This is a genomic window from Vibrio sp. V15_P4S5T153, assembly GCF_963874485.1.
Taxonomy (GTDB): domain Bacteria; phylum Pseudomonadota; class Gammaproteobacteria; order Enterobacterales; family Vibrionaceae; genus Vibrio; species Vibrio anguillarum.
The window spans coordinates 692,873-706,116 of record NZ_CAWNHR010000018.1; the positions used below are offsets into that span (position 1 = coordinate 692,873).

The window sequence follows — 13,244 nt, forward strand, 5'->3', positions numbered from 1 at the left end:
GATTAGAAACGATATAGAGCTTGAAGATAAATAGTGTGCTGTGTTAGCTCGCTTTCATTTTTTGCTTCCCAACCCGCCAGTTTACTTTTTTCTTCTACTTCATTAGCAAATTCGTATTCTCCTTTAACTAACCAGCTGTCACCTACAGCTTGTTCATAGCCTAAAGTGGCTTTACGAATATCTTTGAAGTAGTCAACATTAGCGTTCCCACCACCGCTGTTGCTGGCATTATTGGTTTCATTGTCACCGAGACGAGCTCTTACATAGAGCGTGCCTGCGTCATCAAAACTATATTGTACGACGGGTTCAATATATTTCTCGGTAAAATCACTGATCTCATTGATATTTCCGTTAGATTGGTAATCTTCATTATCTTTGATTTGGTAGTACATTTCCAAGCCAAGTTCCCAGTTACCAAACCGTTTATAGGGTCTGAATAAAATGCTATACCCAGTTTCTGTTCGTTCACCCCATTCGCTTTTATCTTCTTTGCTATAGAGATACTCCAAATTTGAATAAAAACCCCAACTGTATTCATTATTCCAGTAGGTCAAATAAGGTCGTAAACTGTGTTCTGCTAAATTTTTACGTAAACCACTTACATAAGGTGAATAAACTTTGCTGTCTGTATATTCCAATTCATAAATTAAGCCTGTCGCCCAACCGTTACTTAAGTCGTAACCCTTATTGAGTGAAAATAGATGCTTTAATCCATCTTCATTTTCGTGGTAACTGCCCTCATGTTGCTCTCTATTTTCTATTTTAAGGGCATACAAAGCGGTCATATTCCATTTGGCATTGTTGTAGTACACGCCAAAGGCTTCATGGGTGGTCGTTTTTTCCTTTTTATCTATGCCAGTAAAGCCATTGGTAATTTTGTCTTCGTATTCAAGAGAAGTTCCTACATGGCCTCCAAACTGAAGCGCTTGGTCAAAAAAGCTATCTTCAGGGTTTAAACCATGCTCACTGGCAGCGAAAGCGGGAGTAGAAACAGCGATTGCTGTTGCTACGGATATAGCAAGTAACGTTCTTTTCACGACAGGTCCTTATCAACCTATTTAAGGTTGTAAATCGTAGTTATAATATAGATGAATATTTAGTAGTTCACTGTGAACGCCTAAATATTGTTCTGCATATTAATAAATTTTTCCTCCTAAGCATTCTATAAGTGAGAAGTCGGTCACTTTTAATTGCTTATTATAGAGATTTCGATCACGAATTTACTTCTTTGCCGATTAATTTAAAGGAGGTTTTTACGCGTTTTTGCCTTGTAGCTCTACTTGGTGACGTGTTGTTTAGGTTTTCGCATACGCCCATTCAAGTGTTTTTAAATAAGGTTTGGTGACTAAAATCACAATTTCCTGTGGTATGAAGATGATAGTGGTTGACTTAAAATCGGCGACATTTAACCTAGTAGTATCTTTTGTACTACCATTGGTGTTGATATGAGAAATAGATGGATGAAAACAGTATTGGCTGCAACTTTGATTTGCTCAGCTTCTATTGTTTCTGCTGAGACGATTACGCCGGAAATAGACTCTGAATTATTGATTTGGACAGATAACACGACGCTCGACTATATGAAATATGCCGCTGACCAATTCAATCAAGATTTTGGTTACAAAGTTAAATTTACATTTCGTGGTTTAGCTCCGATAGACGCTGCATCGCGAATGATTCAAGACGGCGGATCCGCACGCGTTGCGGATGTGGCGGAAATAGAGCATGACTTATTAGGAAGGTTAGTAGTTGCTGGTGGGGCGATGGAAAACTTAGTTTCAGTTGATCGTATGAAACATAACTTTATGCCAAATGCTATTTCTGCAATGCAATATGGTGGAGCCAGTTATGGTTTCCCTGTCAGTTATGCGACGTTGGCGCTCTTTTATAACAAAGATTTGTTACCTGAAGCACCCAAAACATTTGAAGCACTGATTCGCTTTGGCGAGATATTTAATAATGTAAAAGAGAACAAATACGCTTTATTGTGGGATGTGCAAAATTATTATGAATCTCGAATGTTTTTAACCCTTTATGGCGCTTATGAATTTGGGAATAAAGGGACAGATGCTAAAGATATCGGGATCAATTCTGAATTAGCGCAAAAAGGTCTTTTGGCCATGAAAACATTGCAAGCGGCTAATAGTTCAAACCCGATTGATATGCGTAACCCGCAAGTTCGCCGTGGTTTATTTTCCGAGGGTAAAGTGGCCGCAATTATTGATGGTCCTTGGGCAATTCAAGGCTATGCCGCGAGCGGCGTAAACTATGGGGTCATGCCGATTCCCACTCTAGAAGGTCAGCAATTACGTACTTTTTCAACAGTTAGGCTTGCAGTGGTATCGACATACAGTGAATACCCAAAAGCAGCGCAACTGTTTGCTGATTACATTGCGTCTGACAAGATGCTGATGAAGCGATATGAGATGACGAAATCCATTCCACCCGTTCAATCGTTAATGGAAGAGATCATTGTCGATGCAGATGAAGCCACTTACGCCATCATCGCTCAGGGATTCTATTCCGATGCGATGCCATCGATTCCTGAAATGGGTTATTTGTGGTCTCCCATGGCCAGTGCTATCACCGCAATGTGGGTAAATGGTAAAGAGCCAAAGTCAGTGCTGGACCATGCTCGAGCAATCATTGAAGAGCAGATCGCATTTCAGGAGTAAGCATGTTGTTAGCCAAAACTCAAAATAGACTCCATTTCCTCAGCTCAATGTTGATCATGGGTACAACGCAACTTGTTCATAAACATTGGGTGAAAGGCATCTTTCTTTTTACGGTTAATGTGTTGTTTTTGTTTGCGCTACCTAACCTTATTTTGGCGCTCAAAGGCTTGGTTTCTTTAGGCGATGTGGTACAAGTTCGGCAAGGTTTTCAAGTTATCCAAGGTGATAACTCCATTCATATGTTGGTGGAAGGTGTTATTGCAGTCATTCTTATGCTCTGTTTCATAACTACCTATATTCTGAACGTCAAAGATGCCCAATCTTGTGCATTGTGTAAGCTGAATATTTGTGGGCAAATTCAATCCATTTATAATAAACATTTTGCATTCATCGTACTTTCTCCCGCTTTGATAGTGACTATTGCGTTTATTATTCTACCTATTGCAATTACGGTACTGGTTTCCTTTACGAACTATTCAGCACCTCATCATATCCCCCCTAAGAATTTAGTGGACTGGGTAGGGTTAAGAAATTTTTGGACACTGTTTGAGCTGAAAATTTGGTCAAATACATTTTTTGGTGTTGCTTTATGGACGGTTGGATGGGCAGTCACTGCAACAATTTGTACTTGCGGTTTTGGTTTCTTGCTCGCTCTCGCCTTAGAGAATCGGAACATTCAAGCGAAAAAACTCTGGCGGTTTGTCTTTATTCTCCCTTATGCCATTCCCGCATTTGTTACCTTACTAATGTTTCGCTTATTACTGAATGGAATTGGCCCGGTAAACGCCACTTTAAATAGTTGGGGAGTCGATTCTATTGCATTTTTATCTGATCCATTTACTGCCAAGATAACAGTAATTGCCGTCAGTGTCTGGGTTGGGGCACCTTATTTTATGCTGTTGATTGCTGGGGCATTGACCAACATTCCTCGTGATCTCTATGAAGCCAGTGAAGTCGATGGGGCAAGTAAATTCCAGCAGTTTCAAGAGATAACGTTGCCGATGGTATTGCACCAAGTCGCCCCCTCACTAGTCATGACATTTGCTCATAACTTCAATAATTTTGGAGCGATATTCTTGTTGACTGAAGGCGGTCCGATCAATCCTGAATACCGTTTTGCTGGACATACCGATATTTTGATCACTTGGATTTACAAATTGACCTTGGACTTCCAGCAATACCAGATTGCTTCTGTTATTTCGATTGTAATCTTCCTGTTCCTGTCCGTAATTGCTATTTGGCAGTTCCGCAGAATGAAATCCTTTAAAGATGATGTGGGGATGTAACGATGAATCGACTTGCTGAAAAATTAGGGACGCTATTGGTCTATCTGTTCTTGTTACTGAATGCTTTGTTAGTGTTAGGGCCGGTTGCCTGGACTATCCTCGCATCGTTTAAGCGTGGCAATAATCTCTTTAGTACCTCATTTAGTGATATTACGTTTACGCTGGACCATTATCGTGCGTTATTTACTGATACACCTTATTTAGATTGGTATATCAATACGTTGATATTAGCCACCGCCAATATGGGAATTTCACTCATTGTTGTCACCATGACGGCTTATGTTTTTTCGCGTTATCGATTTAAAGGTAAACGTAATGTGATGATGGGGATTTTAGTGCTGCAAATGTTCCCCGCATTTTTATCGATGACGGCAATTTACATTCTATTATCAAAAATGAACTTAATTGACACCTACGCAGGCTTACTGTTTGTGTATGTAACCGGGTCGTTACCATTTATGACTTGGCTCGTGAAAGGGTATTTTGATGCGTTACCAACCTCATTAGATGAAGCGGCAAAAATTGATGGAGCAGGGCATATGACGATTTTTCTAGAAATTATTCTACCATTAGCCCGCCCCATTTTAGTATTTGTTGCTTTGGTATCATTCACCGGACCTTGGATGGATTTCATTCTGCCGACGTTGATTTTGCGTAGTGAAGAAAAAATGACCTTAGCCATTGGGATCTTCAGTTGGATTTCATCAAACTCAGCCGAGAACTTTACGCTGTTTGCCGCAGGATCTTTATTGGTAGCGATACCTATCACGTTGCTTTTCGTAGTAACTCAAAAACACATCACCACGGGCCTTGTTAGCGGTGCGGTAAAAGAATAATTCTTAGGTACATTTAGTATGATCACAAAAAGTTCACTGATGCATTCCGCAAAGAGTGCAGATAGCTACGCTTATGACAATGCAACTTTACATATTCGTTTCCGTACGGCCAAAGGAGAGGTGGATAATGTTTCCTTGTGGATCGGTGATCCATATCACTGGGCTGAAGGTGGTCTAGACGGCGGTAACCTAGGCGGCAGTGATGCACATGGTTGGGTTGGCGGTAACACGGTGCCTATGTTATTTGAGGGACAAACTGAGTATCACGACCATTGGTTTGCGCAGTTTCAGCCACCGAAACGTCGAAGTCGTTATGGCTTCATTCTTCATGGTCGTGAAGGTGAAAAACTGCTGTTTGGAGAAAAGCGATGTGTTGATATCCGTGATCCTAATATTGCGGAAATGGAATTAAGTAACTTGAGCAATTTTTTCTGTTTTCCGTACCTTAATCCGCGAGATGTGTTATGCACGCCAAATTGGGTCAAAGAAACTATTTGGTATCAAATTTTTCCTGAACGTTTCCATAATGGAATGCCGGATATTTCTCCTTTCGATGTTCAGCCGTGGGGTAGCCAGCCTAGTTCGCATAACTTTATGGGGGGCGACCTATGGGGTGTGATTGAAAAACTGGATTATCTCCAAGAACTGGGGGTGAATGGGTTGTATTTTTGTCCAGTATTTACTGCTAATGCGAATCACAAATATGACACTGTTGATTATTTTAATGTGGATCCACATTTTGGTGGTAATGAGGCATTTCGGGCTTTGGTCAAAGAAGCACATCGCCGCAAGATGAAAGTGATGTTAGATGCAGTGTTTAACCATGTTGGTGATCAACACCCATTTTGGTTAGATGTGGTTAAAAATGGAGCTCAGTCGCGTTACGCAGATTGGTTTTGGATTAACCGCTTCCCCGTCTATCCAGATATACCGAAAGAAGAGTGGGATTTTTGGGATTTCAACTACGAAACGTTTGGTAATGTAATCGAAATGCCCAAATTGAATACCGAAAACGAACAATGTCGCCAGTATCTGTTGAGTGTGGCACTGCATTGGGTTGAAGAATTTGACATTGATGGTTGGCGTTTAGACGTTGCAAACGAAGTCGATCATGAGTTTTGGCGGGATTTTCGTCGTACGGTGAAAAGCATAAAACCTGATTGCTACATTTTGGGTGAGATTTGGCATGAGGGTATGCCTTGGTTACGTGGCGATCAATACGATTCTTTAATGAATTACCCACTGACTCAGGCCACTACGGATTATTTTGCACTGCAGGCTTATGATAAAGAAACTTTCATGCATGCAGTGACTCGTTCATATCTTGCGTATCCTAAAAACGTCAACGAAGTGATGTTTAATTTACTAGAAAGCCATGATACGACTCGTTTACTTAGCTTATGTGCCAATGATAAGCATAAAGCTAAGCTAGCCTATTTATTCATGTTCACGCAGGTTGGTTCACCTTGTATTTACTATGGTGGAGAAATAGGGATGGATGGGTGTAAAGGTATGGGTAGAGAAGACAATCGGAAGTGTATGATTTGGGATGAATCTGAACAAGATCTCGATTTCAAAGCCTTTATTCAGTGGCTTATTGAATTGCGTAAAAATCATCCACACTGGAATGAACCTTCACTTAATTGGCATACCGTCGAGCATCCTTCCGTGTTGGCCTATTCCCGAGGTGAGCAAACGTTTTTTATTAATAACAGTGATAGTGCTATTTCGTTTATGTGGCAAGAGCAGCTTATGCATTTAACCGCTTTCGGTTTTAACATCTTGGGCTTATGCACCGCTTAGGCTTGGTGGCGATAAGCTTAGTTCACCCTGAATCTCAATAGATTCGTCTACATTCACTGCGTAAGGAGTGATAATCTCTATACCTATCCAATTTGAGGTTTTTCGTTGGGTTTGCTCGTGATCTTTTTTCACTTGTTAGCTATCGGCAGCCTCAAATGGTGTAGGTACATTTAGGAATTCAACTGTGAATAAAAAGCGAGGAGAACCTGTGACTGAACTGGTAACGAAATTGATGGGGTTTGGATTTACTAAGACAGACGCATTGGTTTACATCAATTTACTTAAAAATGGTCGATCAAGCGGCTATAAGATTGCCAAAGATATCTCTTTGTCCCGCTCATCGGTTTATTCTTCAATCGATAATTTATACAAAAATGGTTGTATTTTTATGTCGGATGGAGACACAAAAGAGTATGAAGCAAAATCGCCCGAACTCATTTTCAGCCAAATAGAAAGACAGACGATCGACAATATTCAGATCCTTAAAAAAGAGCTATCGCGCATGATGCTCCAAGAGGAGAAAGAGTTTATTTATAACGTGACGGGTTTTGAAAACCTCATTCAAAAAGCGAGAGAGATGCTGGCACTCGCGCAGGTGGAGGTGTACCTAAATACTGACTTTCATCTAGAGCTATTAGAAAAAGAAATTTGTGATGCTATCGAAAGAGGTGTTCGAGTCATTACCTTTTCCTTTAATAAATTATCGGTACCACATCCTAAAGTGGAGCTATATTCTCGCTCCGACCAGCAGGAGCAACGTTATCCCTCGCATCGTTTTATGTTGGTTGTGGATATGAAACAAGCAGTAATGTTTTCTCATCGTCAAGAAGCGTTGGGTCTGTATTCTAATAATCGTCTGTTGGTCAAAATGATTGCAGAGCATATACATAGCGATATTTATCTCACCGAATATGAAAAACTAGCTCCAGAAAAGCGCTGTCGTATCGGTACGATTCATGAGCTTGATAATGATATGGTTCATGATGATAGTGGGAGCTTCACCCAATAAAAGGGACTGATTTTGCAGAAGATTGACGCATAGCATCAAGTTCAGGATTAGGCTGTCGTTAGTATCGCTATGGGTTCGAATAGTGAGTAAAAATGACATTCGGAGATTTCAACTATAATTAACGAACAATTAAAGCGTGCCGCGCCGAACAAGGTTGCGCACAACAAGAAAGGAATGGGCAGCAAGATGAAAAAAATGCTGATGTTTCTATTATTGCTGCTTGGGCTGGCGGGCGCAGGCGCTGGCTATTACTTTCTTTATTATCTTCCCGAGCAAGAAGCACTGCAGGCCGATTCGTCGAGTTCGAACGATGAAGAACAAGTGCCAACTACTGAGACGGCTCCTAAAACGGCCTTGCCACCAAAACCGCTCGTTAATGATTTATATGTCGATTTAGCAAGGCTCGGAGTAAGAGAAAAGCCCGATGCACAAGCGTTTGTTGAGCGAGTTCTATACCGTGGTGATAAGGTTAAAATCTTGGAGCGCAAAGCAGGTTTTGGCCGCATTACCGATTATTTTGTCTATGAGGAAAACGGGCCGGAAGTCGCGGAGTGGATACCTTTGGATGGTTTAGTGGAGCAAGCCCCGCTGATCACGGCAGAGGAGCGCCGTAAAACGGTCACGCAGTACATTGCGAATTCGGATGATTTTAAACTCTATGAAACGGCTTTTGTGCAGAAAACCGATGAGTTGCTGAAAAATGAAACCTGCGTACCAGAAGATTTTGAAGAGCTTGGTGGTTGGGTAAAGTCACTCAAATATCAAGAACGTGAGGTTTATTTTGTGTATTGTGGTGGCCGCAAGTTAGCCAACAAAATTTACTTTGATATACAAAGCAAAGAAATATTTTACGCTTCTCATTAGCTAAAGTGGTAAGAGCATTTAGATCTTTTTACTTGAGGCTTATCGTTGTCAGGAATATGATGCCTGCTTGAGTTGAGAGGAATGATTTTTTCATGCATTGGCACTTTATTAAATGTGTTTGGTTTACGCTTCTCGCGGTGGTTCTGCCTTCGCAAGCGTTCGGCTATTTAATTGAGAGTGAAACGCACAGCCACGCTGAACCTAAAGTCATCCCACAATATGGTGAAAAAACCTCGCTCACGGCGATTGTTCATCAGCAAACATTGCCTCAAGCTGTTGCTATTCAACAACCTATCTCTGATCAACAAGATAAACAAACGGTTCCACCCGTATCAAAATCGCTTCACTCAGACACTTCTGCTGCAATCGTCACCGCATCTCGTTGGGGGGTAACTTCCAGAGTCGTTGAATACGATGGCCCCACTTTTGTCGATAACACGCCCAATTACGACGTCACCGTCGCTCCCTTTAGGCTTTATCTTTTCCCTGTCGCTGAGTTGGCGGCATGGCAAGCTCGCCCCTATAGTTCTAACCATAGAATTTCTGGTTGGAAAGAAACGAATGCCATGTATGTGGCGTTAAATAGCCAGTACTGATCCTTCTTACTTTATATCAAGTGACAAAGTCACTCGCTTGTTCATTTAACTTGTTCATTTAAAGTAATAACAACTCAGCTTTGCTGAGAGGATTGGTATGAAAAAAACACAAAATAAAAAGGCGTCAGCACGTCTTATTAATCACTATTCTGCGTGGAAGTATATCGTATTGGCCGCCACTTTGGTTGTGCTTGCCTTGAGCGCTATACCCACCTGGTACGGCGAACAGCCGTCGATTCAACTGCAAGTCTCCGCTAAAAATGAGACGCTTAATTCAGTCGTGGAATTAACTCATCTACTCGAAAAAAACGATATTGCGGTACAAAACATACAGCAGCAAGGTGGGAAAACGACCTTAGTCTTTGCTGATGAAGTCCAGCAAACGCACGCCAGAGAATTACTCGATGGCATGATTGAAAAAGAAGACAGTATTACGTTCTCTTACGTTTCGGTTGCACCAACATGGTTGACAAATTTAGGTTTTAACCCGATTAAACTAGGGTTGGACCTGCGTGGTGGTGTGCAATTTTTGCTGAACGTTGACGTGGATAAAGCGTTCCAAGAGCAACGTGACAGCATGATCGATACCGTGAAAGATAAGCTGCGTGACGAGCGTCTTCGCAGCGTGAAAGTTAACTCTGAAGGTATTGATGGCTTCAAAGTAATGAGCAATTCAGCGGAAGATCTCAATAAAATCAATGCATTCCTCAAAGAAACTTACTCAGGGTGGGATATTCAACGCTATTCTGATCAACTGCTGATCAAGCCTTCAAAACAGAATCGAGTCGATTTCCAATCAACGACGCTGCAACAGAACCTCAAGATTATGCGTGATCGCATTGAAGAGCTGGGCATCACTGAAGCCATGGTTCAGCGCCAAGGCGAGCACAGCATTCGTATCGAATTACCGGGCGTGCAAGACCCATCACAAGCGAAAAACGTGATTGGTGCGACGGCGAGCCTGGCTTTTTATGAGGCGAAATCACCCAGTGAAGCGTTTACGTCGCAAGACATTGTGCTAAAAGATGAAAATGGCCGCAATGTTGTACTTACTAAACGCCCTGTATTAACCGGCGATCACATTGTTAATGCGCGCGCAGGTATTGACCAAGTGGGAATGTCTGAGGTCAACATCTCGCTTGACCACGCTGGTGGCAAAATCATGAGTGATTTTTCATCCAAGCATATCGGTAAGCCGATGGCGACCGTGTACCGTGAATACACCACCAATGCTCGTGGCGAAACAGAGCGTAGCGAAAAAGTGATCAGTGTTGCGACCATTCAATCGCAGTTGGGTAGCCAATTTAGAATCACTGGTGCAGGTTCGATGGAAGAAGCACAGCAGCTGGCTTTATTGCTGCGCGCTGGTTCATTAACCGCGCCTGTGACTATCGTAGAGGAGCGTACCATCGGCGCTTCATTGGGCGCAGAAAACATTCAAAATGGTTTTGCCGCATTAGCCTTAGGTATGGCATTAACGCTGACTTTTATGGCGCTTTGGTATCGCCGTTTAGGTTGGGTGGCGAATGCGGCGTTGCTGTTTAACATGGTGTGTCTCATTGGTCTGATTGCCTTATTGCCGGGTGCTGTACTGACCTTGCCGGGTATTGCAGGTCTAGTTTTGACTGTTGGCATGGCCGTCGATACCAACGTGCTAATTTTTGAACGTATCAAAGACAAAATTGCAGAAGGACGTAATTTCGCCCAAGCGATTGATTCTGGGTTTAGCAGCGCCTTTAGCACCATTCTTGACGCCAACGTCACCACTATGATCACCGCCGTGATTCTGTATTCGATCGGTAATGGTCCAATCCAAGGCTTTGCCCTGACTTTAGGGCTCGGCATTATGACCAGTATGTTCAGCGGTGTATTTGCTTCGCGTGCGGTTATCAATCTCATTTGGGGACGAGATGCTCGTCGTGATGTAAGGGTATAAACATGATTGATTATTTGAAAAACCATATTCGTCCAATTCGTTACATCACGAGCGTACTCTCTGTGACATTGATGCTGATCTCATTAGTGGCGTTTGGTGTGAAAGGCCTCAACATGGGTTTGGATTTTACTGGTGGGATGGTCACCGAAGTCACGGTCGATAAAACCCTCACCAACAAAGAGTTACTGCAAGCGTTGAAACCTACATTAGGAGATTCAACGATGCTCACCAAAGCAGGTGAAGAAGGACGTTGGGTTATCCGCTACGCGCTTCCTGAAAGCGATCAAGAGACGCCTAACATTCCCACTTTGCTCAGCGACGTCTCTGAACATGTGACGGTGGTGAGCAACAGTATGGTCGGCTCGCAAGTGGGACAAGATCTGGTGGAGCAAGGTAGTTTAGCGTTGATGATCTGCTTACTGTGTATCTTAGGTTACTTGTGTTTCCGCTTTGAATGGCGTTTAGCGAGCGGCTCGTTGTTGGCCTTGCTGCATGACGTTATTTTAGTGCTCGGTTTCTTTGCCCTGACACAGATGGAGTTCAACCTAACCGTGTTTGCGGCGGTACTGGCGGTATTAGGTTATTCATTGAACGACTCCATTATCATTGCCGACCGTATTCGTGAATTGCTCGTGGCCAAGCAAAGTACGCCAACCAAAGAGATTACCGACCAAGCCGTGATTGCGACGTTCTCACGCACTATGGTGACTTCGGGTACGACATTACTCACCGTTTCCGCATTGTGGTTAATGGGCGGGGAGCCGCTTGAAGGGTTTGCTATTGCAATGTTCATCGGTATTATTTCTGGAACTTGGTCTTCAATCTCAATCGGGACTGTGTTACCAGAGTGGTTGAAACTTGAACCTAAACATTACTTGCCCGTAGTGGTGGATTCCGCGCCTTAGTATTTCTGCGCATGTCATTTAAAGTGAAGTAAAAAAATCCGCCTTATGTACAGGCGGATTTTCATTGGTAGTGGACTATAAATTACGGTAGGAAGTGTGATTTATAGTTCTTTATCTTTACTCAGTGACAGCAACCAAAGTGAAACGGCGGCAACCACCGCAAAGCCGCCGAAGATAATAACAGGCATCGCGCTGTAACCAAGAATATGCCAAATCACCGATTCTAATGTACTCATGGGTTAATTCTCCTATTGCCAGCCTTCAACGCCTTGCATGTCTGGCAGTTTATGTGCAATACCTTTATGGCAATCGACACAGGTTTTTTCACCACTAGCAAGGGCGGTAGAGTGCTGTTTGGCACTGCGTGGACCTTGCTCTGAAAAATCCATGTATTCGAACTCATGGCAGTTGCGGCACTCTAATGAGTCATTATTTTTCAATCGAGACCACTCACGCTCCGCGAGATGTGCTCGACGTGCTTGAAACTTTTCGGGTGTGCTAATGGTGCCTAATACCACATGAGCAAACAACTCTTTGGAGGCTTGCACTTTGCGGATAATCTTGTCTGTCCACTCATGGGGAACATGGCAGTCAGAGCAGATAGCACGTACGCCGGAACGGTTAGAATAGTGAATCGTCTCTTGGATCTCAGCCACAATCGGTGCATGACAGCCTGAGCAGAATTCTTCTGAGTTTGTTGCTTCCATACCGGTGTTAAATGCGCCCCAAAATAGCAGACCACCTGCAAACCCCATGAACAATACGATGCCAACGGCCGCTTTACTTGGGCTTGTGAGCCTTTTCCAAAACGCTTTTAATAATTTCATAAATAGCCTCTTAAGTTATTATCTGGCTACGATTAGCGAAGTGAATCAACGGATTTGAACTCATTTTCCACCAAAGGCTTCGCAATGGCTTGCGGTACATGGCACTGTAAACAGAAGTAACGGCGCGGTGAGACGTCAGCTAGCACCGCATCTTCACGGTTAACATAGTGGGTCACACTGATTTTGGTTGCGCCCATCTCTTTGGCATTTTTCCAACTGTGGCAAGCAAGGCACTTATTGGCGTTTAGCGACACTTCGTAGCCACGAATGTTATGCGGGATCAAAGGTGGCTGATAGACGTATTCGCTTTCAAGCGCTTGATCTCTTGGGTACTTCTTAAAGTCGTCTGCAGGACGAGTCTCTTCAAGTTGCGTTGCGCCACGCAGCGATTCCAGCCCACCGTTGCCGCCGGGGTTATTCAGTTCCGCCTGTACCGTTTGGCCAAATAAAGCCCCAAAAGATAAAAGGGCGATCAGTAGTTTTTTCATCTTAAATTCTCCGCCTAAT

General features: G+C 43.0%; 13 protein-coding genes. 9 read left to right on the forward strand and 4 right to left on the reverse strand.

Annotation, left to right across the window (positions count from 1 at the left end; all coding sequences use genetic code 11):
* Nucleotides 1–2 precede the first annotated feature (2 nt).
* Nucleotides 3–1,037, reverse strand: a complete 1,035-nt coding sequence (locus AACT42_RS18415) for a porin (protein ID WP_047691245.1) — start codon at nt 1,035–1,037, stop codon at nt 3–5.
* Between the two features lie 408 nt (nt 1,038–1,445).
* Between AACT42_RS18415 and AACT42_RS18420 the strand changes: the two genes are divergently transcribed.
* The 9 genes from AACT42_RS18420 to secF all read left to right on the forward strand — a co-directional run bounded on the left by AACT42_RS18420 (nt 1,446) and on the right by secF (nt 11,910).
* Nucleotides 1,446–2,675 (forward strand): sugar ABC transporter substrate-binding protein, encoded by a 1,230-nt coding sequence (locus tag AACT42_RS18420; RefSeq protein WP_013868518.1) that lies wholly within the window; start codon nt 1,446–1,448, stop codon nt 2,673–2,675.
* Between the two features lie 2 nt (nt 2,676–2,677).
* A complete protein-coding gene (locus AACT42_RS18425; RefSeq protein WP_094183030.1) occupies nt 2,678–3,961 on the forward strand; it encodes a carbohydrate ABC transporter permease in 1,284 nt (427 codons plus the stop codon).
* A 2-nt stretch (nt 3,962–3,963) separates the two neighbouring features.
* The gene (locus AACT42_RS18430; protein ID WP_013868520.1) at nt 3,964–4,797 is read left to right on the forward strand and encodes a sugar ABC transporter permease; all 834 of its coding nucleotides are present in this window, start codon (nt 3,964–3,966) and stop codon (nt 4,795–4,797) included.
* 18 nt (nt 4,798–4,815) lie between these two features.
* Complete coding sequence (locus tag AACT42_RS18435) at nt 4,816–6,600, forward strand: glycoside hydrolase family 13 protein (protein WP_094133531.1); 1,785 nt, start codon at nt 4,816–4,818, stop codon at nt 6,598–6,600.
* 208 nt (nt 6,601–6,808) lie between these two features.
* Nucleotides 6,809–7,609: a TrmB family transcriptional regulator gene (locus AACT42_RS18440; protein WP_029189831.1), complete on the forward strand. Its 801-nt coding sequence runs from the start codon at nt 6,809–6,811 to the stop codon at nt 7,607–7,609.
* A 186-nt stretch (nt 7,610–7,795) separates the two neighbouring features.
* Complete coding sequence (locus tag AACT42_RS18445) at nt 7,796–8,473, forward strand: SH3 domain-containing protein (protein WP_237333147.1); 678 nt, start codon at nt 7,796–7,798, stop codon at nt 8,471–8,473.
* A gap of 92 nt (nt 8,474–8,565) precedes the next feature.
* Nucleotides 8,566–9,069 carry a hypothetical protein gene (locus AACT42_RS18450; RefSeq protein WP_017046965.1) on the forward strand — a complete coding sequence of 168 codons (504 nt, stop codon included), beginning with the start codon at nt 8,566–8,568 and terminating at the stop codon, nt 9,067–9,069.
* 97 nt (nt 9,070–9,166) lie between these two features.
* Nucleotides 9,167–11,005: a protein translocase subunit SecD gene (gene secD, locus AACT42_RS18455; RefSeq protein WP_094133529.1), complete on the forward strand. Its 1,839-nt coding sequence runs from the start codon at nt 9,167–9,169 to the stop codon at nt 11,003–11,005.
* A gap of 2 nt (nt 11,006–11,007) precedes the next feature.
* Nucleotides 11,008–11,910 carry a protein translocase subunit SecF gene (gene secF, locus AACT42_RS18460; protein ID WP_017045371.1) on the forward strand — a complete coding sequence of 301 codons (903 nt, stop codon included), beginning with the start codon at nt 11,008–11,010 and terminating at the stop codon, nt 11,908–11,910.
* Nucleotides 11,911–12,011: 101 nt separating this feature from the next.
* Here secF and AACT42_RS18465 read toward each other — a convergent pair whose 3' ends face one another.
* The 3 genes from AACT42_RS18465 to AACT42_RS18475 are packed head-to-tail and all read right to left on the reverse strand — an operon-like array spanning nt 12,012 to nt 13,225.
* Nucleotides 12,012–12,146, reverse strand: coding sequence for a TIGR02808 family protein (locus tag AACT42_RS18465; protein ID WP_013868527.1), 135 nt, complete (start codon nt 12,144–12,146; stop codon nt 12,012–12,014).
* 12 nt (nt 12,147–12,158) lie between these two features.
* The gene (locus tag AACT42_RS18470; RefSeq protein ID WP_013868528.1) at nt 12,159–12,737 is read right to left on the reverse strand and encodes a NapC/NirT family cytochrome c; all 579 of its coding nucleotides are present in this window, start codon (nt 12,735–12,737) and stop codon (nt 12,159–12,161) included.
* A 32-nt stretch (nt 12,738–12,769) separates the two neighbouring features.
* A complete protein-coding gene (locus tag AACT42_RS18475; RefSeq protein ID WP_013868529.1) occupies nt 12,770–13,225 on the reverse strand; it encodes a nitrate reductase cytochrome c-type subunit in 456 nt (151 codons plus the stop codon).
* Nucleotides 13,226–13,244: the final 19 nt, after the last annotated feature.

Bases quoted from the DNA above. Each gene is read 5' to 3' on its own strand.
- AACT42_RS18425 (WP_094183030.1), top strand. From the start codon at position 2,678: ATGTTGTTAGCCAAAACTCAAAATAGACTCCATTTCCTCAGCTCAATG.
- AACT42_RS18475 (WP_013868529.1), bottom strand. From the start codon at position 13,225: ATGAAAAAACTACTGATCGCCCTTTTATCTTTTGGGGCTTTATTTGGC.
- AACT42_RS18470 (WP_013868528.1), bottom strand. From the start codon at position 12,737: ATGAAATTATTAAAAGCGTTTTGGAAAAGGCTCACAAGCCCAAGTAAA.
- secF (WP_017045371.1), top strand. From the start codon at position 11,008: ATGATTGATTATTTGAAAAACCATATTCGTCCAATTCGTTACATCACG.
- AACT42_RS18420 (WP_013868518.1), top strand. From the start codon at position 1,446: ATGAGAAATAGATGGATGAAAACAGTATTGGCTGCAACTTTGATTTGC.
- AACT42_RS18435 (WP_094133531.1), top strand. From the start codon at position 4,816: ATGATCACAAAAAGTTCACTGATGCATTCCGCAAAGAGTGCAGATAGC.
- AACT42_RS18445 (WP_237333147.1), top strand. From the start codon at position 7,796: ATGAAAAAAATGCTGATGTTTCTATTATTGCTGCTTGGGCTGGCGGGC.
- AACT42_RS18465 (WP_013868527.1), bottom strand. From the start codon at position 12,146: ATGAGTACATTAGAATCGGTGATTTGGCATATTCTTGGTTACAGCGCG.
- secD (WP_094133529.1), top strand. From the start codon at position 9,167: ATGAAAAAAACACAAAATAAAAAGGCGTCAGCACGTCTTATTAATCAC.
- AACT42_RS18430 (WP_013868520.1), top strand. From the start codon at position 3,964: ATGAATCGACTTGCTGAAAAATTAGGGACGCTATTGGTCTATCTGTTC.
- AACT42_RS18450 (WP_017046965.1), top strand. From the start codon at position 8,566: ATGCATTGGCACTTTATTAAATGTGTTTGGTTTACGCTTCTCGCGGTG.